This is a genomic window from Halomicrobium sp. HArcel3 (genome assembly GCF_058933135.1).
Genome location: NZ_JBZYDN010000007.1, coordinates 117,985 through 143,467 on the forward strand (window position 1 = coordinate 117,985; position 25,483 = coordinate 143,467).

Here is a 25,483-nt window from a genome sequence, read left to right on the forward strand (position 1 = left end):
CGCCAGACAGTGCGAAATTTTGAGTGGCCCGTCCCCGTCCCTTCGATCACATGAACCTCGAACTCGTGCTGGCGCTCCTGACCGGTCTGGTCGCCGGCGCACTGTTCCGAACGCTCCAGATCCCGATCCCGGCGCCGCCGAACCTCGCCGGTATCCTCGGGATCGTCGGCATCTACCTGGGGTACAAACTCGTGGAGTGGGCCGACGTCGGCGTCGACCTGCTGGGAATGCTGAACGACCTCGTCTAGTACCAGTCGAATTTCTCCGCGTCGAGAGCGAGCACGAGGCCGAGCGTGAGCGGGACGGCGGCGACGATTACTGCACCGACGCCGGCCAGCATCGCGTCGAATCCGAAGACAGTCCTGATATCGAGCGTGAACGTCGTCGCCAGCGCGACGAGCGCGGAGAGGGACGCCACGGCGCCGAATCCGAACGAACTTCGCACGAGTTTCCGTCGACCGGTCGTGGGATACCGGTCCCGTTCGAGCGAGCGGAACACCGCGACGAGGCCAGCGGTGAGACCACCGAAGAAGACGAGGCTCACGGCGACGGTCACGAGGACGACGGTACCAGCCATGCGAACGGAGTCAGTATCGACCGCAATGAGCGTTTTGACTCAGTAGACCACGTACAGCAGCAGGTAGACCACGATGCCCAGCGCGAAGGAGACGAGCCAGAGGACGGCCGCGACGCGCCCGACGCGGGGGTGGTTCGTCGCAGGGAGTTCGGCGACGGGATAACTGTAGGCGAGCAACAGGACGTAGTACAGCAGGGGCAGGCAGACGATCGCGAGGCCCATGTGGACGACGAGGATCGGGAGGTAGAGGTAGGTCTCGACCCACGCAGGCCCCGCGAAGTGTGTCGGACCGAGCAACGAGACGCGATAGAGGTAGAGTACCAGGAAGGCCAGGAAGAGGCCGAATCCGGTGAGCATCAGGCGCCGGTGGCGGTCGACGTTTCCCCGTCGGACCGCGCGAAGCCCCGACAGGACGACGACGATCGCGAGTGCGCTGACGACAGCGTTGACCGTCGGAATCGCGTCGAGGACGACGTCGGGTGCGCGGGGAAGGACCGCGGCCGGGACGTAGCCCCGGACGGCACCGACGACGAGAGCGAGCGACACGATCGTAAGTAGGGCAGTCAGCGACGGGATTCGGTCGCGGACCTGCATCTCCATAGTTGCCCCTGGCCGTCGGGAGACAAGCCGGTTTCCTTCTCGGGATGACCAGCGTTTTGTCGCGCGCGTCCCGACGGACACCATGCTCGACACTGGCGATGCCGCTCCCGAGTTCGAACTGAACGACCAGGAGGGTGAGCCCGTCGCCCTCTCGGATTACGCCGACCAGCGCGTCGTCCTCTACTTCTACCCGCGCGCTGACACGCCCGGCTGTACGACCGAAGCCGCCGGCTTCCGCGACACCCTGGAGGAGTTTCAGGACCGAGACGTCGCAGTCCTGGGCATCAGCGACGACCCGGTCGCCGATCTGGCGGCGTTCGCCGAGGAGTACGACCTGTCCTTCCCGCTGCTCTCCGACGAAGACGGCGAGGTGGCCAGCGCCTACGACAGCTACGGCGAGAAGAACATGTTCGGCGACACCTTCGACGGCGTCTTCCGGAACACGTACGTCGCCGGGACGGATGGGACGATAACGCACGTCTACGAGGACGTCGACCCGGAGGGCCACGCCGAGGAGCTCCTCGCGGACCTGGACTGAACGGTCCGCGGTTCTCTCGAACTCTCAGTCCGACGGCTGGCGGCCGTTGCTACCGTGTGAACCGACGGTAGCGCCGGTGAGCGGTGCTATCGGTCTGTCGACGTCGGGGTTACAGTCACGACAGGTCCAGCTGATCGTTCGGTGCGTCATCGACTCGGATCGTTCGCTGTGGCGCCATACCTCCGATACGGTGGCACCGCAGTCGTCGCATTCTGGCATGATACTTGTTAGCACGATACGCCAGTATATATGTTCTTCCCTAAACGGCGATAAGCCGATGGGGAACGGCTGAATACGCCTAGAACAATTGAAGGACTCGCCATCGGCTCGCGTCTTTGGGTATCGGTACCTCGTCACAATAACGCACACCAACCACCGGCCCGACCGTCTAGCCATGCCGGACGCCTTCGGCCGCGCGATTCGAGACTGGCACCGGGACGAGCAGAACGAGCCGCTGGTGCAGCGCGACGGTGAGCAGATCCTCGAACATCCCGTCGAGTCGTTCTACTTCGGCGAGTTCGCCGCCGAGAGCGACTACGGCGCCTGGCTCGCATCGGTGCTGGACGGGCCACTGCTGGACCTGGGTGCCGGCGCCGGCCGGGACGCGCTCTACTTCCAGGACCGCTTCGAGACGGTGGCCATCGAAGTCAGCGACCACCTCGTCGAGACGATGGAAGACCGCGGCGTCGAGGACGCACGACGTGGAAGCATGTTCGAACTCCGCGAGCAGTTCGAGGCAGGACGGTTCCAGTCCGCGCTGGCCATCGGGACCCAGATGTGCCTCGCAGGTTCGATGCAGGGACTCCGATCGTTCCTCGCCGACCTCTCCCACGTGACGACGCCAGACGCGACCGCCGTCCTCCACAGCTACGACCCCGGCGCCGACGGCATCGAAGACCTGCTCGGTTTCAGGGATGACCCGGCACAGGGCCTGGCACACCGCGTCCAGTGGTTCGAATACGAGGACGAGGTGGACGAGGCGCTCTACTTCCGGTTGTTCGGTCCCGACAAATTGCGCGAGGCTGCGAACGCGACCGGCTGGAAAGTTCGCGAGGTACGACGGCCGTTCGATCCGGTCAGTTACCGGGCGGCACTGGAAAAGCGATAGCGGCGGAGGTATCCCGGATGTGGTGAAATAAGCATACGGCGAGCGAAGCGAGCCGTTTCGCTTCTCGCGAGGCGAAGCCGAGCGAGAAGGTCGTTTTTAGCGTAGATTTTTGCGAGCGGGGGTGCCCGCAGCGGCGCGGAGCGTCGCGAGGACACCCCCCGAAGTAAAAAGGTACTACTGGAACGTCCGGCCGACCGTCTCCTCGTCCCCGATGCCGGCCTCGTTGTGGTCGAAGCGCTTCTCGATCTCCTCGTAGCGCTCGCGGACCTCCTCGTCGACGCTGGGGCCGACCTCGTCGAGGGCGTGCTCGAAGTGGTCCATCGTGATGCGGACGTTCGAGACCGAGTCGCCGATCTCCTCGGGGTCGACGCTGTTGACGAACTCGCGGGTCGCGGCCATGGAGGCCTCGCGGGTGACGGCCTCGATGTCCGCGCCGACGTAGCCCTCGGTGCGGCGGGCGAGCTGGTCGAGGTCGACGCCGTCGGCCAGGGGCTTGTTCCGGGTGTGGACCTGGAAGATTGCCCTGCGGGCCGCCTCGTCCGGCACCGGCACGTGGACGTGGCGGTCCAGGCGACCGGGGCGGATGAGCGCCGAGTCGATGAGGTCGGGTCGGTTGGTCGTCGCGACCACGACGACGTCCTGCATCTCCTCGAGGCCGTCGAGCTCCGTCAGGAGCTGCGAGACGACGCGTTCGCCGACCTGCGAGTCGCCGCCGCCGGAGCCGCGTTCCGCGGCGATGGAGTCGATCTCGTCGAAGAAGATCACGGTCGGGGCGTTCTCGCGGGCCTTCTCGAAGACCTCGCGGACGCCCTTCTCGGACTCGCCGACGAACTTGTTCAGCAGTTCGGGCCCCTTCACGGAGATGAAGTTCGACTGGGCCTCGTTGGCGACGGCCTTGGCGAGCAGGGTCTTCCCGGTCCCCGGCGGGCCGTACAGGAGGACGCCCTTGGCGGCGTTGAGGTCCATCGCCTCGAACACGTCGGGGTACTCGAGAGGCCACTGGATGGTCTCGCGGAGCCGTTCCTTGGTGTCGTCCAGGCCACCGACGTCCTCCCAGGAGACGTCCGGGACCTCGACGAACACCTCGCGGAGCGCCGAGGGCGAGATGCCCTTCATCGCGTCCTTGAAGTCGTCCTCGCTGACCTCCAGCCGTTCCAGCACCTCGGCGTCGATCTCGTCCGATTCGAGGTCGAGTTCGGGCCTGATGCGGCGGAGCGCGTTCATCGCGCTCTCTTTCGTCAGCTGTTCGAGGTCGGCGCCGACGAAGCCGTGCGTGCTCTCGGCGTACGCGTCGAGGTCGATCCCCTCGGCCAGGGGCATCCCGCGGGTGTGGACCTGCAGGACTTCCTTGCGGCCCTCCTTGTCCGGGACGCCGATCTCGATCTCGCGGTCGAAGCGGCCACCGCGGCGCAGCGCCGGATCGATGGCGTCGACGCGGTTGGTCGCGCCGATGACGATGACCTGGCCGCGCTCTTCGAGACCGTCCATCAGCGAGAGCAGCTGTGCGACGACGCGTCGTTCCACGTCGCCCTGGGTCTCGCCGCGCTTGGGCGCGATGGAGTCGATCTCGTCGATGAAGACGATGGCGGGGGCGTTCTCCTCGGCCTCCTCGAAGACCTCACGGAGCTGTTCCTCGGACTCCCCGTAGTACTTCGACATGATCTCCGGGCCGCTGATGGTCGTGAAGTACGCGTCGATCTCGTTGGCGACGGCCTTGGCCATCAGCGTCTTGCCGGTCCCCGGCGGGCCGTGAAGGAGCACGCCCTTCGGCGGCTCGATGCCGAGCTGCTGGAACAGCTCGGGGTGACGCATCGGGAGCTCGATCATCTCGCGGACCTGTTCGAGCTCGTCGTCGAGGCCACCGATGTCCTCGTAGGCGACGTCTGGCGTCTCGCGGCCACCGTCGCCGCCGCGGCCGGCGCCGCCGCTGATCTGCTCGGCGGGCTGCTCGGAGACCTCGATGTCGGTCTGGTCCGTCACGATGACCGTCCCTTCGGGTTCGGTCTCGGCGATCTTGAGGGGAATCTTCTGACCGCTCATGCTCGACAGCGGGCCGAGGCCGAAGCTCACGGGGACGGTCTGTCCCTGGGTGACGGCCTGGCCGCTGAGGTTGTTGCGGATCATCGGGCCGACGTTACCCCGGACGCGGAGGTTCTGGGGCAAGGCGACCGTGACGGCCTTGGCGACCTGGACGTCCGCCTTCTCAACGTTGACGCGGTCGTCGATGCCGACGTTGGCTTCCTGGCGGAGCTGACCGTCGATGCGGACGACGCCCCGGCCCTCATCCTCGGGGTAGCCGGGCCAGACGCGGGCGACGACGCGGTTCTCGCCGCGCTCGATGACGATGTAGTCACCGTTCTCCAGATCCATCTCGGTCATCGCGCTCCGGTCGATGGCGGCGAGCCCACGACCGGCGTCCTTCTGCTTGAGTGGTTTGACAGTGAGTTTCATTAGTGGGCCTCCTCGGAGTCGCTCGTCACTTCGACAGTGAGGACCCCGTTTTTGATAAACGCTTGCGCGTCGCCTGCAGGGAGCGCCAGGTCGTACTGGTCGGATCCGGAGACGACGATGGCCGTCCCGTCGACGACGTCGACGGACGCGTCGCCGGCGACGCCCAGGTCTGCCGCGAGTACTCTCGTGCCGTCGTCGTACTCGAATCGGCGCACCGGCGCGTCGTCGTCGAGCTGCTGGTTTCCATTCATACTAACCAATAGTAAACGTCGAAGATATATAAACTTATCGCCCAGGTAGGTCCCCCGTTGGCGGCATCAGAGAAGAAGTGACTGAAAGCGGTTCACACCGAACCGTTCGGCCGCCCGGCGCTTATCAGTACTGCTTTCGAACGACAGGTATGGACACCGTCGCCCACGACGGTCGGACCACGGCATTTCGCCGGACGAGCGGCGCCGGCGAATCCGCCGGTGACGCTTCGATCCTCTACGTCCACGGGAGCGGCGCGACGCATCGCGCGTGGGCACACCAGTACGGCCCCGGCGGACCTCGCCACCCGGCCGTTGCAGTCGACCTGAGCGGCCACGGCGCAAGTGTGGACGTCGACACCGACCCCGGCAAGGAGACGCTCACAGCGTACGTGGCGGACGTCACGGCGGTCGCCAGAGAGACCGACGCCGACGTCCTCGTCGGGAACTCGCTGGGCGGCGCAGTCGTCCTCCAGGCCGTCCTCGACGACGCGATTTCCCCGTCGGCACTCGTTCTCGCTGGAACGGGCGCCAGGCTCGCCGTCCACGAGCATCTCCGGGAGTTGCTCGCAACGGACTTCGAGGGAGCCGTCGACTTCCTCCACCGGGACGACAGATTGTTTCACGACGCGGACGCGGAGACCGTGGAGCGGTCGAAGGCCGAAATGCGCGACGTCGGTCAGCGGATTACTCGTCGCGACTTCCTGACGTGCCACGCGTTCGACGTCCGCGACAGACTGGACGAAATCGGCGTCCCGGCGCTCGCCGTCTGCGGCGAGTACGACCAGCTAACCCCGCCGGAGTACCACGAATATCTGGCCGATAACGTGTGGAACGGGCAGTTCGAGACCGTCCCAGACGCGGCTCACCTGGCGATGGTCGAGCAGCCCGAGACGTTCACCGAGAGGGTCGCCGCGTTTCTCGAATCAGAGGGACCGTTGTAACTATCGCCAGCATACCCACGAAAGAGAAACGTCTCAGACGTACAGGACCCGACAACAGGACACTGACCGTAACCGAATTACAACGGTCCCTATCAGTAGATATCGTCTAGTTCGTCTTCGACGTAGCTGTGCTCCTCGGCGGGAAACTCCCCGCTCTCGACGGCGTCGAGGTAACCGTCGACGGCGCGTTCCATCTCGCCGCGGACGTCGCCGAACTGCTTCGAGAACGGCGCGGCGCCCTCTGTGAGTCCGATCACCTCGTCCACGGTCAGCACCTGTCCGTCGCAGTCCGGTCCCGCGCCGATACCGATGGTCGGGATGTCGATGGCTTCCGTCACGGCGGCGCCGAGGTTGGCCGGGACGTGTTCGAGGACGAGCGAGAACGCGCCCGCGTCCTCGTGCTCGCGCGCGAGGTCGACGATCTCCTGGGCGGTCTCCTCGTCCGTCCCCTGCCGGAAGAGACCGGTCTCGTTCTCGTGCTGGGGCGTCAGGCCGAGGTGGGCCTGGACGGGAATTCCGAGTTGCGTCAGCTTCCGCGTCAGATCGACCGTGTGAGGGCCACACTCCAGCTTCACGCCGTCCGCACCGGCCTCCTTGACCATCCGGCCGCAGTTCTCGATGGCGGTGGCCTCGTCCGCGCCGAACGAGAGGAAGGGCATGTCCGCCAGGACGAAGGCGTCCTCCACGACTCGGGCGACCGCAGCGGTCGCGCTGGCCATCTCGTCGACGGTGACCGGCAGCGTCGAGTCGTGGCCCAGGCGGAGGTTCCCCATCGAGTCGCCGACCAGGACGACGTCCGTCCCGGCCTCGTCCACGATTCTCGCGGTGGGCGCGTCGTAGGCTGTGAGCATCGTCACCGGCTCCTCGCCGGCCTTTGCCCGGATGTCTTTGGCCCGCATACCCCCGTCTCGGGCGGGCGACTGGTTAAACACTGTCATGGAAGCGTGGCGGACGGGCCGCTCCGCCGCCATCCGTAACTGATTACCGCGCGAACGGCGAGAGTGGCGGTATGCCCGAGCAGGTAGAGCGGACCGACCCCGAGGGCGTCGACTTCGGGTGGGTGATGCAGGTCACGTTCGTCGTGACGATACTGGTCGGTGCGCCGCTGGTCGCCGTGCTCTCGCTCGGAACGGAGTTGCCGACCTGGGGGGCCCGCGCCGAGTTCGCCATCCGCGTCGGTGGCGTCGTCTGGTTCCTGACAGCGATAAGCGCCTTCGGCTACGCGAAGAAGTACCACGACTGACCCGGCTGTCCGCCACGCCGTTCTCGGAGTCGGACCGTTACACCCGGTCCCGGACCCACTGGAAGTCCGTCCCGGCCCGCTCCGCCGTCGTCCTGTCGCTCTCCGAGTCGCCGACGAACAGCGCTCGCGAGGGGTCGGCGCTGAGTTCCTCGATCGCGGCCAGCAGCGGTTCGGGGTCGGGCTTGAACGTCCCGACGGTGTCGCGACCGACCACCACGTCGACGTGGTCGGCCAGGTCGTGGACGTCGAGCGCGCGCCGGCAGGCGTCCTCGCAGTTGAGTGAGACGACGCCGACGGGCACCTCGTGGGGCAGGTCCTCGGCGAGCGCCAGTATCGACGCCGTCTCCGCGCCGTCGCGTTCGTGGGCCGCGATGGCCTCCTCGACGATGTCACGGTGACCGGTCTCGACGGAGCGTTCGAGCACGTCCCAGAGGTCGTGCCCGTCGGTGTCGATATCGTGGTCGGCCAGCGCCGCGTCGACGTCCCGGGCCACCGCGTCCCAGTCGACGTCGAGGCGCACGAGCGTCCCGTCCAGGTCGTAGACGACGGCGTCGTAGTCGGCTGCTGTCACGCGAGCATCTATGCGACGATACGTCAAATGAGCGTCGGTCAGCGCAGCGTCTCCCCTCGCACGACCCGCGGAGCCGCGTCGACCGCTCAGCCGCCCAGTACCTCCCTGGCGATCACGTTCTTCTGGATCTGCGTGGTTCCCTCGTAGATGGTCGTCACCTTCGCGTCGCGGTAGAACCGCTCGACGGGGAACTCGGAGACGTAGCCGTACCCCCCGTGGATCTGGACGGCCTCGTTGGTGACGTCCATCGCGCCCTCCGTCGCGAAGACCTTCGCCATACTCGCGACGGCACGGGCGTTCTCTCCGGCGTCCATCGCCCGTGCGGCGTCCCAGGTGAGCAGCCTCGCGGCACGAATCGTCGTCCACATATCGGCGAGTTTGTGCCGAATAGACTGGATATCGGCGATCGGTCCGTCGAACTGCTCGCGCTCCTGTGCGTACTCCGCAGCCTCGTCCAGGGCCGCCTGCGAGAGCCCGACGGACTGCGCAGCGATGCCGACGCGGCCGCCCGTGAGGATGGAGAGCGCCGCGGCCAGCCCCTCGCCCTCGTCGGTCAGCCGGTAGCGTTCGGGAATCCGGACGCCGTCGAAGGTCAGGCTCGTCGTGTCACTCGCGCGCAGGCCGAGTTTGTCCTCCGGCTCGCCCACCGAGAGTCCGTCGGTCTCCTTCGGGACGAGAAACTGCGTTATCGAATCGGGGTCGTCGGAGTCCGTCCTGGCGAAGACGACCAGCACGCCCGAACGCTCCCCGTTGGTGATCCACTGCTTCTCGCCGTCGAGGACGTACTCGTCCCCGTCGCGTCGCGCGACGGTGCTCATCTCCCGCGGGTTCGACCCCGCACCGGGTTCGGAGAGCGCGAACGCACCGACCGGGCGGCCGTCGACCATCTCCGGGAGCCACTCCTCGCGCAGGTTCTCGTCGCCGAATTCGGCGATGCAGGAGGTGGCCAGGCTGTGGACAGACAGCGCCGTCGCGACGGCTAGCGAGCCGTAGGCGACTTCCTCGTTGACGAGCGCGTACGTCCGCCGGTCGGCGTCGAACCCGCCGTAGGCCTCGGGCACCGTCAGGCCGGTCAGGTCGAGGTCCGCGAGCGCGTCCCAGACGTCCTCGGGGAATCGCTCCTCGCGGTCGCACTCGGCAGCCGTCGGGCGAATCTCCTCGACGGCGACGTCGCGGACGGTCTCGCGTATCGCCGCCTGTTCGGGCGACAGATCCATAGCCGGTCTACGACGGCCTCCGCAAAAGGTGTGTGCCCCGGTAGCATAGTATCGGTTGTAAGCCCGTACCGCCGTTCGACGGGGTCGGTCACGTCGAATGCCGGTGACAAGTTACAACCGACACTATCAGGTATCTTCGGCGAGCTGGACGTCGAGTCGCTTCTCGAGGGCACCGATGACCGACCCGCCGACGCCGGCTTTGGTCGCGCGCCCCTGTTCGACGGCGAGCAGTTCCGACTCGTCGACGTCGATCTCCGCGGCCAGCTCCTGGGTCTGGAGGCCCGCGTCCTGGCGCGCCTCGGTCACGCGCTCGCCGTAGTCCCTGACGAGGTACGGGAGCTGGTCGTCGTCGTAGTCCGCGCCGTCCTCCCAGTGGGAGCTGTCGGCCTGCTGGGCGTCGCGCATCCGCGCGGCGTTGCGTGCGGCGCGCCGGCGGCGGTCTGACTCGCTCCCGCCACCGGGCTGTCCGTCACCGGACTGTCCGCCGCTTCCGCCGCCCGAACGGCGCGACTGGGCGTCGTCGCCGTGCGTGACGCAGTCCGAACAGAGCTGCAGGGTCGCGCCGGCGACGGTCCCCGTCTGGAGATCGACGCCGTCCGCGCCGCAGAGCTCGCAACTGTCGCTCTCGCTCCCACCGCCACTACCGGTGGAGTACTTGGCCATGGGCCGCTTTGGGTCCCGTGTCTATTTGAAACACGCGCTTCACGAGCGGGTGCGAACGAACCGCACGCTAAAAAACAGACGAAAAGAAAGATAGCATACGTAAGTTGTTACACAAACTATTTATCCAAAATTAGCAGGTGGATGAGTCAACCAATTCCCCGGCGTGGGCAAATAATCCCCATATTCCCATTTTCTTTATATGGTCGTGGGTTGCTACCCCACAGAATTAAGTTCCTTAGCGGATTAGCTAAAGATGGGTTCGGTGGTTGTCCCGACTGAGTAAGTCGGAACACCACCAAATGTTACATCAACTTGAGTAGCTGTGCGGTTAGGACCATCACCTTGAGGACCAACTTTACTGCTTTCAGGTCCCTAAGGAGATAGTTGTCCTCAGATCGGGGCTCCCGCTTGTTCTTCTTGTGGGGAGCGGTTTGGTCATTGGTCATAGTTATGACTCTTCGTGTAGCCCCGTCGAGAACCATTGTGGGTTCGGTGGTTGTCCCGACGTGACTACATTAACGAATGATGGATGGGGAGGCCAAAAACGTAGCGGACGTGATCACACAAAACGTATAAGCTTATATAATTCACCTATCAACTATGACAGACACGTTTGTAACGGATACTGAGTATGAAGATGGGATAGAGGTCGTCTGCGAGACGATTGAAAGAGAATGGGGAGTAATTGAGACTCCAAGTTATCTAGTTCAGATCCCAGGAGGTAAGGACTACGAATTTTCAAAATATCTACGCACCACAAATCGGCAACAAGCCCGACTTTGGGCAGAGTTACAACATCAAACGGATGGTGTCGATATGTGTGATCAAAGGCATTTAATTCCTACTGAGGTAGCTGTATTAGGTAACCCCGGGATTGCGGCTTATCTCTATTCTGTTCACGAATTCCCAAAATCGCATATATCTAATCAGATGGGAGTTGAAGAATCCACCGTTCAACAGTACTTCACTCGATTTCGGTCAGATTCAAATTCTACATAATCACGTATATCTTCTCTCAGAATCATTCATTGCATATATCGCGATCGTAGGAATCACCCACCGATCTATTTCTTTCAATTACACGAACCAGGGGCAGCAACGGTGTCACATAGGGTCACACTAAGACCAAACGAAAGCGCTTTTATCCAACCGTCGGATATCATCGAATGCAGAGAGACAGCGAGCGTGGGTAGCCAAGCCAGGCCAACGGCGCAGCGTTGAGGGCGCTGTCCCGTAGGGGTCCGCCGGTTCAAATCCGGTCCCACGCATCGCACGGCGGCACACCCGCCGAGAACGATGCAGGTGTTGTCCCTACCCGGGATCAGCACCCACGCACAATTCCTACCGAAGCAAACGACGTACTGGCGAGACCCTCGTTCGAGGGTGCTGTCCCGGAGGGGGCCGCCGGTGAGCAATCGCGCCAGCGATTGCGAACCCTGGAAGTCGCAGCGGCCGAACACAGTGAGGCCGACCGTCTTCGTCCGGTGAGCAATCGCGCCAGCGATTGCGAACGGCGTCACGAACCGGGCCGCCAGCGTGGCGAATCGTGCGAATGCACGCTGCCCCAGAGAATCGCCAATGATAATTAGAGAGGGGGCCCACATATCTGGCCCCTACTAGCCCTTGACTACGTTCTCGAACGGACCGCCGCTCCATCTATTCAACCATATCCGATAATCGGCCACAACGATTTTAATCGTGCAGCCATCATTTTTCGATAGGCACCATCCCGGTGCCACCCCACCCACCCACCCACCCACCTTTCCTACTTTCGTAACTCGATAGCGCCAGCGGTGGTCGGCGAACGGAAGTGTGCGAGCACGGATGAGCCAGCGAGTGCTCTCCGGGAAGCGACAGCGAGCGGTGAGAAAAGTCGAGGACGACGGCTCAGTAGGAGCGTTCCTTCGGCTCGTACTCCTTCCACTGGCTCTCCAGGAGGACGGGCTTGTAGTACAGTTCGGGGGTCCCGTCGTTCCAGGCGAGCATCGTGTGCTTGATCCAGTCCTCGTCGCGGCGCTCCTGGTACTCCGCGCGCCAGTGGGCGCCGCGGAACTCGCGTCGGGCGAGCGCGCCCAGGGCGATGGCCTCGGCGACGTCGAGAACGTTACGCGTCTCGATGGTGTGGATCAGGTCGGTATTGTACGTGCGGGAGGGGTCGGAGACGGAGACGTCCTGGTACCGTTCGCGCGCGCGGCGAATGTCGCGCAGAGCTTCCTTGATCCCCTCTTCCTCGCGGAAGACGTTCACGGTGGCCGTCATCGACTTCTGGACCTCGGAGCGGACCTCGGCGTGGTTGAGCCCGTCGCCCTCCATCAGGGCCTCGACGCGCTCGCGCTCGCGCTCGATGGTGTGTTCGAGAACCTCGTCGGCGTCAACCACGGCCCCGTCGGCGGCGGCGTCCTCGCCGCTCGCACCGACCGCGCCGGGTTCGACCGGCGGTTCGACGTCGCCGTCCTCGCTCTTGGCGGAGTACCCGGTCTGAATCTCCGCGTCCTTCATGTCCTTGCCGGCGGCGTGGTGGCCGGCGCGGGCGCCGAAGACGAGCAGTTCCGGCAGGGCGTTCCCGCCCAGGCGGTTCGCGCCGTGGAGCGAGACGCAGGCGGTTTCGCCGGCGGCGTAGAGGCCGTCGATACAGGTCTCGCCGTTCTCGTCGCACTCGACGCCGCCCATGGCGTAGTGCTGGCCGGGCTTGACCGGCATCGGCTCCTCGAGGCCGTCGACGCCCTCGAAGTCCTCCGCGAGGTGGAGGATGTTCTCCAGGCGGTCGACGATGCGTTCCTCGCCGAGGTGGCGCATGTCGAGGTCGACGTACTCGTCCTCGATGCCGCGGCCCTCGTTGACCTCCGTCAACTCGGCGCGAGCGACGACGTCGCGCGAGGCGAGTTCGCCGGCGTTGTTGGCGTAGCCGTACTCGAACATCAGGCGCTCGCCCTCGTCGTTGTAGAGAATACCGCCCTCGCCGCGGACCCCCTCAGAGATGAGGACGCCCGTGCTCGGCAGCGTCGTGGGGTGGAACTGGATCATCTCCATGTCCTCCATCGGGACGCCCGCGCGGTAGGCCATCGCAGCGCCGTCGCCGGTGTTGGCGATGGCGTTCGTCGTGTGGTCGAAGGCCTGGCCAGGACCGCCGGTGGCGAGGATGACGCCGTCGTTGGCGCGGAAGCCCTCGATCTCGCCGGTGGCGATCTCGTAGGCGACGACGCCGTGGCACTCCCGGTCCTCGGGGTCGTCGTGGTCGGTGACGGCGAGGTTGGTGACGTACCACTCGTCGTACACCTCGATGCCGCGCTTGACGACCTGCTGGTACATCGTGTGCAGCATGTGGTGGCCGGTCTCGGCGCCGGCGTAGGTCGTCCGCGCGAAGGAGAGACCGCCGAACGGGCGCTGGGAGACGGTGCCGTCCTCCTCGCGGGAGAAGGGCATCCCCCAGTGTTCGAGGTTGATGACCTCTTCGGGGGCGTCCTGGGCGAAGGTGTCGACCGCCGGGGCGTCCGCGAGGTAGTCCGACCCCTTCATGGTGTCGTAGGCGTGGAGTTCCCAGGAGTCCTCCTCGTGGAGGGCCGCGTTGATACCACCCTCGGCCGCGCCTGTGTGGCTGCGGACCGGGTGGAGCTTCGTCACGAGGGCGACGTCGGCGCCTTCCTCGTGAGCTGCGATCGCCGCACGGAGGCCGGCGCCGCCGGCGCCGACCACGATGACGTCGTGTTCGTACATTGGTTACCAGAACTTCAGGTTGCTCTTGACGGCCTCCCGCTTGAGCTCCTGAATGTGCTCGGTGAGCGGGATGTCTTTCGGGCAGACCTCGGTACAGGAGAACTGTGTCTGGCAGCGCCAGACGCCGTGTTCCTGCTCGATGATCTTGATTCGGTCCTCCTTGCGGATCTCGCCCTCGCGCTCGTCCATGGCGAAGCGGTAGGCCATGTTGATCGCGGCCGGGCCGAGGTACTGGTTGTCGTCCGCGGCGATGTTGCAGGAGGACATGCAGGCGCCACACCAGATACAACGGGTCGACATCTTGACCTTCTCCCGGTTCTCGGGCGTCTGGCGCTGGGTCTCGTCACCGTCGGGGAGCTCGTCGGCGTCGAAGTACGGCTCGACCGAGTCCATCTGGTCGTAGAAGTGCTCCATGTCGACGACCAGGTCCTTGACGACGTCCTGGTGAGGGAGCGGTTCGACGCGGACGGTTTCCGAATCGAGGTCGGCGATCTGGGTCTGGCAGGCGAGCCGCTGGCTGCCGTTGATGAACAGGGCGTCGGAGCCACAGACAGCCTGGCGACAGGAGTGGCGGAACGTGAGCGAGGAGTCGTAGGTGTCACGCGCGTAGATGAGCGCGTCGAGGACGGTCATCCCCTTGAAGAAGGGGACGTGGAAGTCGTCGAAGCGGGGCTCCTGTTTGCCCTCGACCTCGGGGTCGTAGCGGAACACCTTGATCTGGACGGTGTCCTCCTCGTCGAGCGTCTCTTCGGCCTCCTTCCGCTTGGCTTCCTCCTCGACGGCTCGCTCGCCTTTCTCGCGGCGGCGGCGGTCGCCGGGCGACTCGACGGCCGACTCCGTCTCCGTCGCGGCGGCCTCTGACTCTTCGATCTCTGTCTCGGATTCGGGTTCTGTTTGCGTGCTCATTGTTTAGACGAGATTCGTCATGGCGATAGCGACGCGGGTCCCCTGGGCGACCAGTAGCAGGCTCGCTAGGACGAGCAGCCACTTGACTGCGTTCTTCCGGGTCCCCTCCAGCCCCTGGTTGATCAGTGCGTTGTAGACGCCGTTGACGCCGTGGAACGTCGCGGTGACCAGGAACAGCCACATCGTCGCGAAGTAGCCGACCTGGCTCATGCGCACTGCGGTGCCCGCGAACGTGATCTCGGAGGCGTGGTTCACGAAGTGCAACAGGAAGAAGTGGAACGCGAGGACGCCGATGAGGAAGACGGCGGTGACTCGCTGGAGCAGCCAGCGCGTGCCGCCGCGCTGGAACGAGGAGTAGTGCTCTGCCATCTACGCGAGCACCCCCCCGACGAACGTGGGCACGCTCGCGACGGTGATGGCGCCGGTCAGGACCAGCGACGCGTAGAAGCTGCGGTCCTGGGCCTCCAGGCCGACGCCGAGGTCGACGAACAGGAGGCGCACGCCGTTGAGGATGTGGAACACCGCGACGGCGAGCAGGCCCACTTCCAGGAACCGGACGATCACGAGCGCCTCCAGTCCCTGCAACGTGTCGGTGTACACCGCCGGATCGCTGGCGGTCGCGGTACTCAGGACCGCGATGTGCGTAAAGAGGTAGCCGATGAGTACCCAGCCGGTGAACTTGTGGAAGATCCACGCCCACATCCCGGCCGAGAACTCACGCCACCGCCCGAAGTCCTCGATAAAGCCGCGGTCGTACGAGTGGCTCATACAGTTGGGGGTTGGAGCGGTGATAAATAGAAGTTTCCTTAAAGGGGCGTGAGTTATCGGACGAGGGAGACGAACTAGTGTCTCTCGAACGATATTTCTGGCGATCGTGTCGGCCCCTCGTGCCTCGTCGTGCCGGTTGTAACTTTTCACCGGCGATCGACGTGATCGGGCACGTTGAACGCCGATGAGGGCGTACGACCACCACTATCAGTCCCCGTCGCTCACGCCGCCGTTGCGCGCGAGCGCCCGCTGCGTCCGATCGTCGAGTTCCACGAGGTGACAGATCGGGTTCCCGGGGTAGACGAGGGGGTTCTCGAGACTCCCGACCAGGAGGCCCGGGAACGGCGCCTCGACGGTCGTCGTCTCCGTCTTGAAGGGGTTCGTGATCGTACAGATGGCGTCACCTTCCGGGACGAACGCGCCGCGCGCGTGGTGCATCTCGACGAGCCCACCGACGTCAGCGCGGATCCACGTCTTCTCGTCCTGGCCGTCGACGACCGTCCGCCAGCCGGGCCAGTGGACCGACTCAGTCGGATCGAGCCCGTACTCGGCCATGACCGAACGGACGCCGTCGAGCGCGCGGTCGATGAGATCGCGCTGGAACCGGTGAGCCTCCCCCATCTCGACGGTGATGGTCGGAACGTCCTGGTCCGAGGCTTCGCGGCGCAGGGTTCCCGACGGTCCCGAGGAGGAGATGATGACGTTCGAGGCGAACGAGTTGGCCAGGCGCGAGACGTCCGTGTCGTCCATGTCCGCGCGGACGTGGATCATGTTCGTTCGGCCGCGCGTGGAGGTGTGGAAGTCCAGACCGATGTCACAGGGCTCGACGAAGTTGTGGAAGATGCGGTAAGCCATCCGCCTGGCGCTCGTCGACGTCTCGTGGCCCGGGAACGACCGGTTCAGGTCGCGGTCGTAGATGGGCAGGTAGCGCTGCTGGGCGATGAACCCGGGGACGTTCAGCACGGGCAGGCAGACGAGCGTGCCGTTGAGTCCCGCGTGGTCCCACTCGTGGGCCACCTCGCGAACGACCTCGACGCCGTTGAGCTCGTCGCCGTGGGCGGCCGCCGAGAGGAACATCGTCGGGCCCGGCTGCTCGCCGTTGACGATGGTGACCGGCATCCGCACCGGGTCCCCCATGTACGTCTCGCTTATCGTGTACCGGACGTTCTGCGTCTCGCCCGGGTCCACCCGGCCACCGTCGTAGGTGAACGGGTCGGCCTCGCTCATAGCGCAACCAGGACGTGGAGGACATTAACCTGTGGGACACGACGGCGCGGTTCGACCGTCACCAATTTCAGGTGCCCGCTGGTATTCACGGTATGAGCGCTTCTGACGACATCACTGTCGGTGTTTTGAGCCTCCACAACAGCAAGGAGACGAAGGCCATCCTCAACGCGGCCGAGGACCTGGGCTACGACACGGAGTGGCTCCGCACCGAGAACACCGCCGTCGACGTCACCGACGGGAGCGCCGCGCTGGAACCGGACGTGGACGTCATCGCCAACCGAATGCTGCTGTCGAACGACGAACAGCCCATCGAAGGCCTGGGCCTCGCACTGACACTGGAACGGCTCCAGCCCATGCTGAATCCCCCGCGAGCCGTCGCGACGGCGCTGCACAAGTTCGCGACGGCGGCCGCACTCATCGAGGCGGACGTCCAGGTGCCGGACGCGCTGCTCGCGCTCTCGGGCGACCGGCTCAACGCCGGGCGCGAGCGGTTCGGCGAGAGCGCCGTCTACAAGACCGCCATCGGAACCCACGGCGGCGGGACGTGGATGGTCGACCTCGACGAACCGCTGAACCCGCAGGTCGGGCAACGACACGCCTTCCTGCAGAAGTTCATCGACCGCGACGAGACCCAGCACCACGACCTGCGCGTCTACGTCGTCGACGGCCAGGTCATCGGCGCGATGAACCGCTACGCGCCGGAAGGCGACTGGCGGACGAACGTCGCCCTCGGCGGCGCCGTCGAGGACATGAGCGAACAGCTTCCGAGCGAGGTGGCCGAGATCGCCAGGCAGTCGGCCGAGGTCGTCGGCCTCGACTACGCCGGCGTCGACGTCGTCGAGGGCGAGGACGGCTACTACGTCCTGGAAGTGAACCCGACCGCGGGATTCAAGGGATTCTTCGAAGCGACTGGCATCAGCCCCGCGCCCTACATCGCCAAGCTCGCCATCGAGCGCGCCGGCGGTGAGGTCGACGACGAGGACGTCCGGCGCATCTCCCAGCACCTCGACGACTCGCGGCCGTCGAGCATGCCCGCGAAGGACAAGGTCCAGAAGTCGGAGAACGTCTCCGTCGGCTACATCGAGGAGGTCATCGTCTCGGGGACCCGTGGCTCAGAGACGGTGCTCGCCAAGTCCGACACCGGCGCGACGCGGACCAGCATCGACACGGAACTGGCTGCCGGCATCGGGACGGGTCCGATCAAGGACATCGTCCGCGTGAAGTCAGGGAGTTCAAAGAGCGGACGGTCGCGTCCCGTCGTCGACATCGTCGTCGGCGTCGGCGGCACCCAGCACACCGTCACCGCCAGCATCGAGGACCGCGACCACATGGACTACCCGCTCCTGCTCGGACGGGACATCCTCAAGCATTACCAGGTCGACGTGACTCGCCGCGCGGACGAGGAGAGCGTCCCCGAGTCCGAAGAGGAAGAAGAAGCGCTGGAGTAGGGCCCCTCCAGCTGGCAGTCAGGTCAGAGGCGGCCGCCTGTCGTTCAGGCCGCGATGACGTCGTCACAGGAGACCTCGCCGTCCAGTCGTTCGTCCGGTTCGTCGACCGGTTCCGCCGGGACGCCGACGACGGTCGTCCCGGGTGCGACGTCGTCGACGACGACCGCTCCCGCACCGACGGTCGCTTCCGTGCCGACGGTGATGTCGCCGATGAGCGTCGAGTCCGCGCCCAGCGTGACGCCGTCACAGACCGTCGGGTGTCGCTTCTCGGGTTTCGAGGACTTGCCGCCGAGCGTGACGCCGTGGTACAGCTGGACGTCGTCGCCGACGACGCTCGTCTCGCCGATGACGGTGCCCATCCCGTGGTCGATGAACACCCGGTCACCCAGCGTCGCGCCGGGGTGAATCTCGACGCCGGTGGCGAACCGTGCGAAGTGGGCGATCAGTCGAGCGGTGAGCGTGAAACCGCGCCCCCACGCGGCGTGTGCGAGCCAGTGGAGCCAGACAGCGTGGAGGCCGGGGTAGGTCAGGAGGACTGCGAGGGTCCCCGTCGCGGCCGGGTCGTTTGCCTTGGCGGTGCGAACGTCCGCTTTGAGTCGGTCGAGCATCGGTTGGTGTGTGGAGTGGATCGACAGTCGTGAGCGAGTGGTAACGGAGCGCGATACGGACGGAGAGAAGCAGACGCTTACCGACAACAGGTCGCCGACGGAGCGTCGGCTGGCTGCGCGGCGATGCGTTCGGACGGGGGCGCGCGCCCGTGTGTCATGCTCGAAACTCACGGCCGGACAACCATAAATGCAGCCGATGTGACCCGCGTCGGTCGGACCGAGAGAGTTTCCTGCCTCGGCCCCCTGTTCCCACTACTCCAATGATCGACGACGCGAAACCCGTGCTACAGGAGGACCCCGTGATGGCCGAACTGCTCGAGGAGCACGACCCCTACGCCGAGGCGAACTGGACCGAGTTCGAGCGGCTCTGCGTCTCCATCATCAACCAGCAGCTCTCGACGGCGTCAGCGGCGGCCGTCAAGGAACGCGTGTTCGACCTGCTCGACGAGGACGTGACGCCCGAAGCCGTCCTCGACGCCGACGAGGACGCCCTCGGCGAGGCCGGCCTCTCCGGGATGAAGATAGAGTACATGCGCAACGCGGCCGAAGCGTTCCGGGAGAACGACCTGACGCGAGCGGGACTGGCAGACCACACGCCCGACGAGGTGATCGACGAGCTGACCGAAATCAAAGGCGTCGGCGAGTGGACCGCCCGGATGTACATGATGTTCGTCCTGGAACACGAGGACGTCCTGCCGCTGGGTGACCTGGCGATCCGGCGCGGCATCGAACAGCTGTACGGCGACGGCGAGGAGGAACTAACGCGTGAGGAGATGCGCGAAATCGCCGAGGCGTGGCGCCCCTACCGGTCGGTCGCGGCGCGGTACATCTGGGCGGCCTACGAGTCGGACTAGCCGGTAGCGGAGAGCGACCCGTCGGCGACGCGACGGGACGGCCGCTCAGACCATCCCCTTGCCGAGCAGTTCGCGGGCGACGATGTTCTTCTGTATCTCGGTCGTCCCCTCGTAGATCTGTGTGATCTTGGCGTCGCGGTAGAGCCGTTCGACGTCGAAGTCGTCGACGTAGCCCGCACCGCCGTGGATCTGGAGGGCCTCGTCGGCGACGTCGACGGCGACCTGCGAGGCGAACTCCTTGGCCATCGAGGCGAGCATCGTTAGATCGTCGTCCGAATAATCGACGCTCCAGGCGGACCTGTAGGTGAGCAGGCGAGCAGCCTCCGTGCGAGTGTGCATCTCCGCGAGTTTGTGCTGGATGGCCTGGAACTCGCTGATGGGTCGGTCGAACTGCTCGCGCTCCTGGGCGTAGTCGAGCGCGCGCTCGGCGGCGCCCTTCGCGATGCCGACGGCCTGGGCGGCGACGCCGGTCCGGGTCTCGTCGAAGAACTGCATCAACTGGAGGAAGCCGGCCCCCGGCGTGCCGACCAAGTTCTCCTCGGGCACGCGGACGCCGTCGAAGACGAGTTCGGCCGTGTCGGAGGCCCGGATCCCCATCTTGCCCGTTATCTTCTCGGCCTCGAAGCCGTCCCGGTCCGACTCGACGACGATCTGTGAGAAGCCGTTGTACCGGCCCTCGGCGTCGGGGTCGGTCTGGCAGAGGACGACGAAGAAGTCGCCGACGGAGCCGTTCGTGATCCACATCTTGGATCCGTCGATCACCCACTCGTCGCCCTCCTTTTCGGCCGAGGTCGACACCGATGAGACGTCCGATCCGGCGTGCGGTTCGGAGATTGCCGCGCCCATCACGGCCTCGCCGGTCGCGACCGGTTCGAGGAACCGTTCCTTCTGTTCGTCGGTCCCGAAGCCGATGATCGCGTCCGAGCCGAACGCCGCGGACTGGACGCACAGGCCGATCCCCGGATCGACGGCGAACAGTTCCTCGGCGATGAGCGCGTTCGTGAGCGTGTCGTAGCCGACGCCGCCGTACTCGACCGGGATGTTCGCACCGGTCAGTCCGAGTTCAGCGGCCTGTTCGACGATACCGCGGGGGTACTTTTCCCCGCGGTCGTACTCCCGCCCGACGGGGGCGATCTCGTTCTCCGCGAACCGGCGGACCTCCTCGCGCACCTGTCGTTGTTCGTCCGAGAGATCGAACTCCATGTGTTCTTTGTTATCGATGCCCAGGCATAATGGTTTTTAATCTTGAATAAACTCGATCGTTGTTGTTTCCCGAGAGAAACGTTGAAACGGCTCCCGGGAGTGGAAATCAGTGACATGGATTTCGAGGACATCGACACCGTCGCGGTACTCGGCGCCGGGAACATGGGACACGGCATCACCGAGGTGGCGGCGCTGGCCGGCTACGACGTCCGGATGCGCGACATCGAGGACGAGTTCGTCCAGGACGGCTACGACAGCATCGAGTGGTCCCTCGACAAACTCGCCGAGAAGGACCAGATCAGCGAGGAGGAGGCCGACGAAGCCCTCGACCGGGTGACGCCACTGGTCGACCTGGCTGAGGCGGTCGGCGACGCCGACGTCGTCATCGAGGCCGTCCCCGAGAAGATGGCGATCAAGAAGGACGTCTACACCGACGTCGAGGAGCACGCCCCGGACGAGGCCATCTTCGCGACCAACACCTCCAGTCTCTCTATCACCGAACTTTCGGAGGTCACGGAGCGCCCCGAACAGTTCTGCGGGATGCACTTTTTCAACCCGCCGGTCCGGATGCAGCTCGTCGAGGTCATCTCCGGCGCCCACACGAGCGACGAGACGCTCGACGCCGTCGAGGAACTCGCCGAGGCGTTCGGCAAGACACCGGTCCGTGTCAGGAAGGACTCGCCCGGCTTCATCGTCAACCGCATCGCCGTCCCTCAGATGAACGAGGCCGCGTGGCTCGTCTCCGAGGACGAGGCGACGATAGCGGAGGTCGATTCGACGACGAAATACGACATGGGGCTACCCATGGGCCTGTTCGAACTCGCCGATATGGTCGGTCTCGACGTCTCCTTCGACGTTCTTGACTACGTTAATAGTGTACTCGGGCGGGCTTACGAGCCCTGCCCCCTGCTGGAGGAAAAGATCGAAGCCGAAAAGTTCGGCAAGAAGAGCGGGAGCGGATTCTACGACTACGAGGACGGCGAGGGCGTCCAGATCCCGCGTGGCGAGGGACGCGAAGACCTCGAGGCCTTGCTCGTCGGGATGGCCGCCAACGAAGTCGCGAAACTCGTCGACGAGGACGTTGCTGACCCGGAAGAGATAGACGAAGCAGTCATGCTCGGACTCGGCTGGCCGCAGGGGCCGGCAAAAATGGCGGACCAGTACGGCGTGGCTGACCTCGTCGAGACTCTCGAGGAGTGGCACGAGCAAAATGACCACCCGCGATACGAGGTCGCAGACTATCTCCGCGAGGTTGCCAAGTCGGGTGGATTTTATGCGGGCGACGACGAGTCCGAGACGACGTTCGACGCCATCACCGTCGACTACCCCGGCGAGTACGTCGGGCGCATCCAGCTCGACCGACCCCACCGGATGAACACCGTCAGTCCGGAGATGATGGACGAACTCGCGGACGTCATCGACCAGTTCGCCGATGACGACGACGTCCGGGCCATCCTGCTAGAGGGCGCCGGCGACCGCGCGTTCTCCGCCGGCGCGGACGTGCAGTCGATGACGTCGAACGCGACGCCGCTGTCTGCCATCGAGCTCTCGCGCAAGGGCCAGCAGACCTTCGGCAAACTCGAATCGTGTCCGATGCCGGTACTGGCGGCCATCGACGGCTACGCGCTCGGCGGCGGGATGGAACTGGCCACCTGTGCCGACATGCGCATCGCGTCGGAGCGTTCGGAACTCGGCCAGCCCGAGCACGACCTCGGCCTGCTCCCGGGCTGGGGCGGCACCCAGCGCCTCAAGCACATCGTCGGCGAGGGTCGCGCCAAGGAGATAATCTTCACCGCAGAGCGGTTCTCCCCCGATGAGATGGCCGAGTTCGGCTTCGTCAACGAGGTCGTCCCTAACGACGAGATCGACGACCGCGCCCTGGAGCTGGCCGAGGACCTGGCCGCCGGTCCGCCAGTCGCTCAGGGACTGACGAAGAAGGCCATGCTCGCCGGTCGAGACGACACAGACGCCGGCCTGGAGGTCGAGGCCCAGGCCTTCGGCCACCTGATGGCCACCGACGACCTCATGGAGGGAATCACCGCGTTCATGGGTGACGGCGATCCGGAGTTCGAGGGCAAGTGAGGCAACTGCGGGCGTAGCGACCCGAGAACGCCGTCGTTAAGACCCGCGCTGTCGCAGTGGGCGGTATGGAGGCCACGCGACTCGCCCCGTCCGTCGGTATCGTCGCCTCGGCGCTCGTCCTCTTCGTGCTCACAATTCCGTACGCGCTGGTCGAGGCCGGGAGCGCGGTCGCGACGTACTACGCCGCCGGCGCCGTCAACCCACTCGTCGTCGGGCTGTTCGCCCTGGTCGCTCTGATGGTCTTTGCCGCCGGCAGACAGGGCCGGTCGCCGCCCGACCTGGTCGCCGGCGCGGCGCTGGTCCTCGGCCTGTTCATGTTCGTCATCTCGCTGCTGTGGGCCGTCTCTCTCCCCGGGAACCCGCTCCTGGAGTTCTCGACGTCCCCGATACTCGAGTACCACCGCGCAGTGCTCGTCCTGACGAGTCTGGGAGTGCCGGCGAGCGCCGTCTGGTACGCCCGTGCGCTCCGGATCTTCTGAGTCCCGCGACGATGATCGATACAGATCAAGGACTTAGCGATCAGTGGGAACTGCGATTGCCGCTCCTAGCACGATGGCAAACAACTTGAAAGCCCTCGGCGCGCTTGACTCGCGCGCCACAGTCTGCGCTCCTCGCTCCGCTGCGGTGCCCTCAGCGAAGCTGAGGACTACGCGAGAGCTTCGCTCTCGCGGTCGCTTGACGTGTCGTGCTTCGCCGGAAGACTCGCTTCGCTCGTCTTCCGAGCCATCCGCTCGCTCCGCTCGCGGAGACGCCGACCACGCCTCGCCCTTTCAGTCCTCCAGGGACTGCAATGCTCGCGCACGGAGGCGCTCGCGATTAGAACTACCACCCCCCGAATTCGCGCCGTCCGGCGAGCGACACGTGTCCTGACCGCTCCGCAACCGCCCGGCCGGGAGGCCGTCTCGTCGGCCGACCAGGGGAAGGGCAGGGCGGCGGTGCCGTCCTGGAGGACTGAAAGGGCGAGGCAGGCTCCGGGAACCCCGGCCCCGCAAGCACCGGAACGAAGTGAGGAGCGCAGTGGGGCCGCGGGACCGGAGCGCGCCGAGGGCTTTCTGGGTGTTAGCGGTCTTGTTTCTTCCATCGAGATCGCGACGAACCACCCGCTCAGTACACAGGCGTACGTACCATCCCATCACGGAACGGGGTCACGCATAGATATCCCCTAAAACGCCCGTTCAGGGTGGATTTGAACCGAAGACCGGCGAGAGTCGCTTGCTTGACCGTCCGACGCGAGAGGCGTGGCATCTATCCACACGAGGCCTCGTTAGTTATTCAAATTTCTTGTAATAAAGAAACGTTCAAAAACGGCTATAAACCGTACAAAACGTTCTCCACTCGTATCGACGGACGCGAACGGAACCGAACGTCCGACCGGGTTTATCTCCCATCCTCGCTCACGAGTCGAGTGCAATGTTCGCCAACCGATCCCTGCTGACGATCGCGGTCGCGGCGGCGGTGCTCCTCGCGGGCACGGCGCCCGCGGCCGCCCAGACGAGTGGTACAGCCAGCCAGACCTTCACGGCGACCGTCGAGGTGACCGAGGACGCAACCATCGTCACCGTCGAAGAGAACGGCTCCGCCGCGGCGGACGTGGACGTCCACGTCGACTCGGTCGGTGACGCGTCCTACAGCGGCGACGGCACGCACACGACGGACGCGAACGGGCAGGTCGTACTGGCCCACCCCGACGCGGAGACGACCGTCGAGCTGGCCGTCGAGTCCGACGACGTCCGCGCGAACGGCACGGTCCTCCTGCACCCCGAGCCCGCTGTCGAGGGCGAGACGACCGTCACTCTCTCGGCCACGTCGGCGGGTGAGGTCACGAGCGACGCGGGCGACGAGACCGAGACGAACGAGTCGGACGAACCGACCGAATCGACCGAATCGACCGAATCGAACGAGTCCAGCACCGAGAGCGACGACGACCGCCAGTCCAGCGGCGAGTCCGACGACCGGTCCGCGGCAAAGAGCCAGGGCGGCTTCGGCGCCCAGATCTCCGCCTTCGTCGGCTCGATCGTCGACGCCAGCGCGTCCATCGGCCAGGACGTCTCGGCGTTCGCACAGGAGAACAACCCCGCGGCGAACGACGACCGACCCGGCGCGAACGCGTCCGCTGAGGCCCGCGCGAACGCTTCGGCTGACGCCGGTGTAGACGCCGGCAACGCCTCGGCTGACGCTGGTGTGGACGCGAGCGCGAACGGTGACGCCGATGCCGATGCGGACGTCGACGCCGACGCGGACGCCTCGGTCGAATCGGACAGCACGGTCGACGCCAACACGACGAACGGGACGGTGAACGCCAGCGGCAACGTCAGCGTCTCCGGGAACGCCGATGCCGGGCTGTTCGGTCTCCTGTAAGGAGTCACCTGTAGCCCGAAGTCCCCTTCACGGTCTGTTTTTTCGACCCGAGCGACCGCGCTCGCGCTACTCGGACGTGACCGAACTCGACGAGTGTCGCCGAACGGAACTGGACGAGAGCGTCTGCTACGTGACTTCGACTCCGAGCGTGAGGT

General features: G+C 65.4%; 26 protein-coding genes and 1 tRNA gene. 12 read left to right on the top strand and 15 right to left on the bottom strand.

The features are described 5' to 3' along the window. Nucleotides 1-50 precede the first annotated feature (50 nt). Entirely contained in the window at nucleotides 51-248 is a 198-nt protein-coding gene (locus tag AC5FRV_RS16480; RefSeq protein ID WP_493562181.1) for a XapX domain-containing protein, read from the top strand. Here AC5FRV_RS16480 and AC5FRV_RS16485 read toward each other — a convergent pair. Together AC5FRV_RS16485 and AC5FRV_RS16490 are read right to left on the bottom strand one after the other, a co-directional pair. After that, nucleotides 245-577: a hypothetical protein gene (locus tag AC5FRV_RS16485; RefSeq protein ID WP_493562182.1), complete on the bottom strand. Its 333-nt coding sequence runs from the start codon at nucleotides 575-577 to the stop codon at nucleotides 245-247. The genes AC5FRV_RS16480 and AC5FRV_RS16485 overlap by 4 nt on opposite strands. Nucleotides 578-616: 39 nt before the next feature. Further along, the gene (locus AC5FRV_RS16490; RefSeq protein ID WP_493562183.1) at nucleotides 617-1,177 is read right to left on the bottom strand and encodes a DUF420 domain-containing protein; all 561 of its coding nucleotides are present in this window, start codon (nucleotides 1,175-1,177) and stop codon (nucleotides 617-619) included. Nucleotides 1,178-1,259: 82 nt separating this feature from the next. On the opposite strand from AC5FRV_RS16490, the gene bcp reads away from it, so the two are divergent. Together bcp and AC5FRV_RS16500 are read left to right on the top strand one after the other, a co-directional pair. Beyond that, a complete protein-coding gene (gene bcp / locus AC5FRV_RS16495; RefSeq protein ID WP_493562184.1) occupies nucleotides 1,260-1,715 on the top strand; it encodes a thioredoxin-dependent thiol peroxidase in 456 nt (151 codons plus the stop codon). A gap of 394 nt (nucleotides 1,716-2,109) precedes the next feature. Further along, nucleotides 2,110-2,823 (top strand): class I SAM-dependent methyltransferase, encoded by a 714-nt coding sequence (locus AC5FRV_RS16500; RefSeq protein WP_493562185.1) that lies wholly within the window; start codon nucleotides 2,110-2,112, stop codon nucleotides 2,821-2,823. Between the two features lie 174 nt (nucleotides 2,824-2,997). Here AC5FRV_RS16500 and AC5FRV_RS16505 read toward each other — a convergent pair whose 3' ends face one another. Further along, nucleotides 2,998-5,274 (bottom strand): CDC48 family AAA ATPase, encoded by a 2,277-nt coding sequence (locus AC5FRV_RS16505; RefSeq protein WP_493562186.1) that lies wholly within the window; start codon nucleotides 5,272-5,274, stop codon nucleotides 2,998-3,000. Next, entirely contained in the window at nucleotides 5,274-5,525 is a 252-nt protein-coding gene (locus tag AC5FRV_RS16510; protein WP_493562187.1) for a DUF7127 family protein, read from the bottom strand. Before AC5FRV_RS16510 ends, AC5FRV_RS16505 begins: the two co-directional genes overlap by 1 nt. 149 nt (nucleotides 5,526-5,674) lie before the next feature. Here AC5FRV_RS16510 and AC5FRV_RS16515 point away from each other — a divergent pair, with 149 nt between their 5' ends. Beyond that, nucleotides 5,675-6,466: an alpha/beta fold hydrolase gene (locus AC5FRV_RS16515; RefSeq protein WP_493562188.1), complete on the top strand. Its 792-nt coding sequence runs from the start codon at nucleotides 5,675-5,677 to the stop codon at nucleotides 6,464-6,466. A 92-nt stretch (nucleotides 6,467-6,558) separates the two neighbouring features. On the opposite strand, the gene panB is transcribed toward AC5FRV_RS16515, so the two are convergent. Then, nucleotides 6,559-7,365, bottom strand: a complete 807-nt coding sequence (gene panB / locus AC5FRV_RS16520; RefSeq protein ID WP_493562189.1) for a 3-methyl-2-oxobutanoate hydroxymethyltransferase — start codon at nucleotides 7,363-7,365, stop codon at nucleotides 6,559-6,561. 110 nt (nucleotides 7,366-7,475) lie between these two features. Here panB and AC5FRV_RS16525 point away from each other — a divergent pair, with 110 nt between their 5' ends. After that, nucleotides 7,476-7,709: a DUF5822 domain-containing protein gene (locus AC5FRV_RS16525; RefSeq protein ID WP_493562190.1), complete on the top strand. Its 234-nt coding sequence runs from the start codon at nucleotides 7,476-7,478 to the stop codon at nucleotides 7,707-7,709. A gap of 37 nt (nucleotides 7,710-7,746) precedes the next feature. Here AC5FRV_RS16525 and AC5FRV_RS16530 read toward each other — a convergent pair whose 3' ends face one another. From AC5FRV_RS16530 to AC5FRV_RS16540, 3 genes are all read right to left on the bottom strand, one after another. Beyond that, complete coding sequence (locus tag AC5FRV_RS16530) at nucleotides 7,747-8,280, bottom strand: HAD family hydrolase (protein WP_493562191.1); 534 nt, start codon at nucleotides 8,278-8,280, stop codon at nucleotides 7,747-7,749. A gap of 86 nt (nucleotides 8,281-8,366) precedes the next feature. Beyond that, nucleotides 8,367-9,497: an acyl-CoA dehydrogenase family protein gene (locus AC5FRV_RS16535; protein WP_493562192.1), complete on the bottom strand. Its 1,131-nt coding sequence runs from the start codon at nucleotides 9,495-9,497 to the stop codon at nucleotides 8,367-8,369. Nucleotides 9,498-9,623: 126 nt separating this feature from the next. Continuing rightward, nucleotides 9,624-10,160: a helix-turn-helix domain-containing protein gene (locus AC5FRV_RS16540; protein ID WP_493562193.1), complete on the bottom strand. Its 537-nt coding sequence runs from the start codon at nucleotides 10,158-10,160 to the stop codon at nucleotides 9,624-9,626. A 600-nt stretch (nucleotides 10,161-10,760) separates the two neighbouring features. Here AC5FRV_RS16540 and AC5FRV_RS16545 point away from each other — a divergent pair. Both AC5FRV_RS16545 and AC5FRV_RS16550 read left to right on the top strand, forming a co-directional pair. Further along, complete coding sequence (locus AC5FRV_RS16545; RefSeq protein WP_493562194.1) at nucleotides 10,761-11,159, top strand: hypothetical protein; 399 nt, start codon at nucleotides 10,761-10,763, stop codon at nucleotides 11,157-11,159. A 184-nt stretch (nucleotides 11,160-11,343) separates the two neighbouring features. Further along, nucleotides 11,344-11,428 (top strand) — tRNA-Leu (locus AC5FRV_RS16550). 619 nt (nucleotides 11,429-12,047) lie between these two features. On the opposite strand, the gene AC5FRV_RS16555 is transcribed toward AC5FRV_RS16550, so the two are convergent. The 5 genes from AC5FRV_RS16555 to AC5FRV_RS16575 all read right to left on the bottom strand — a co-directional run bounded on the left by AC5FRV_RS16555 (nucleotide 12,048) and on the right by AC5FRV_RS16575 (nucleotide 16,775). Next, on the bottom strand, nucleotides 12,048-13,874 hold the full coding sequence (locus AC5FRV_RS16555) for an FAD-binding protein (protein ID WP_493562195.1): 1,827 nt from the start codon (nucleotides 13,872-13,874) through the stop codon (nucleotides 12,048-12,050). A 3-nt stretch (nucleotides 13,875-13,877) separates the two neighbouring features. Next, nucleotides 13,878-14,780 carry a succinate dehydrogenase/fumarate reductase iron-sulfur subunit gene (locus AC5FRV_RS16560; protein WP_493562196.1) on the bottom strand — a complete coding sequence of 301 codons (903 nt, stop codon included), beginning with the start codon at nucleotides 14,778-14,780 and terminating at the stop codon, nucleotides 13,878-13,880. A 3-nt stretch (nucleotides 14,781-14,783) separates the two neighbouring features. Next, nucleotides 14,784-15,149, bottom strand: coding sequence for a succinate dehydrogenase hydrophobic membrane anchor subunit (locus AC5FRV_RS16565; protein WP_493562197.1), 366 nt, complete (start codon nucleotides 15,147-15,149; stop codon nucleotides 14,784-14,786). Further along, nucleotides 15,150-15,548, bottom strand: coding sequence for a succinate dehydrogenase, cytochrome b556 subunit (gene sdhC / locus AC5FRV_RS16570; protein WP_493562198.1), 399 nt, complete (start codon nucleotides 15,546-15,548; stop codon nucleotides 15,150-15,152). 207 nt (nucleotides 15,549-15,755) lie between these two features. After that, nucleotides 15,756-16,775, bottom strand: coding sequence for a succinylglutamate desuccinylase/aspartoacylase family protein (locus AC5FRV_RS16575; protein ID WP_493562199.1), 1,020 nt, complete (start codon nucleotides 16,773-16,775; stop codon nucleotides 15,756-15,758). Between the two features lie 92 nt (nucleotides 16,776-16,867). Between AC5FRV_RS16575 and AC5FRV_RS16580 the strand changes: the two genes are divergently transcribed. After that, nucleotides 16,868-18,223, top strand: a complete 1,356-nt coding sequence (locus AC5FRV_RS16580) for an ATP-grasp domain-containing protein (RefSeq protein WP_493562200.1) — start codon at nucleotides 16,868-16,870, stop codon at nucleotides 18,221-18,223. Nucleotides 18,224-18,267: 44 nt separating this feature from the next. On the opposite strand, the gene cysE is transcribed toward AC5FRV_RS16580, so the two are convergent. Next, a complete protein-coding gene (gene cysE / locus AC5FRV_RS16585; RefSeq protein ID WP_493562201.1) occupies nucleotides 18,268-18,831 on the bottom strand; it encodes a serine O-acetyltransferase in 564 nt (187 codons plus the stop codon). A gap of 260 nt (nucleotides 18,832-19,091) precedes the next feature. Here cysE and AC5FRV_RS16590 point away from each other — a divergent pair, with 260 nt between their 5' ends. Further along, a complete protein-coding gene (locus AC5FRV_RS16590; RefSeq protein ID WP_493562202.1) occupies nucleotides 19,092-19,685 on the top strand; it encodes a DNA-3-methyladenine glycosylase family protein in 594 nt (197 codons plus the stop codon). A 45-nt stretch (nucleotides 19,686-19,730) separates the two neighbouring features. On the opposite strand, the gene AC5FRV_RS16595 is transcribed toward AC5FRV_RS16590, so the two are convergent. After that, a complete protein-coding gene (locus AC5FRV_RS16595) occupies nucleotides 19,731-20,888 on the bottom strand; it encodes an acyl-CoA dehydrogenase family protein (RefSeq protein ID WP_493562203.1) in 1,158 nt (385 codons plus the stop codon). Between the two features lie 114 nt (nucleotides 20,889-21,002). Between AC5FRV_RS16595 and AC5FRV_RS16600 the strand changes: the two genes are divergently transcribed. From AC5FRV_RS16600 to AC5FRV_RS16610, 3 genes are all read left to right on the top strand, one after another. Further along, nucleotides 21,003-22,970, top strand: coding sequence for a 3-hydroxyacyl-CoA dehydrogenase/enoyl-CoA hydratase family protein (locus AC5FRV_RS16600; protein ID WP_493562204.1), 1,968 nt, complete (start codon nucleotides 21,003-21,005; stop codon nucleotides 22,968-22,970). 65 nt (nucleotides 22,971-23,035) lie between these two features. After that, complete coding sequence (locus AC5FRV_RS16605) at nucleotides 23,036-23,449, top strand: DUF7548 family protein (RefSeq protein WP_493562205.1); 414 nt, start codon at nucleotides 23,036-23,038, stop codon at nucleotides 23,447-23,449. Between the two features lie 931 nt (nucleotides 23,450-24,380). After that, the gene (locus AC5FRV_RS16610) at nucleotides 24,381-25,328 is read left to right on the top strand and encodes a hypothetical protein (protein WP_493562206.1); all 948 of its coding nucleotides are present in this window, start codon (nucleotides 24,381-24,383) and stop codon (nucleotides 25,326-25,328) included. The last annotated feature ends 155 nt before the right edge of the window (nucleotides 25,329-25,483 follow it).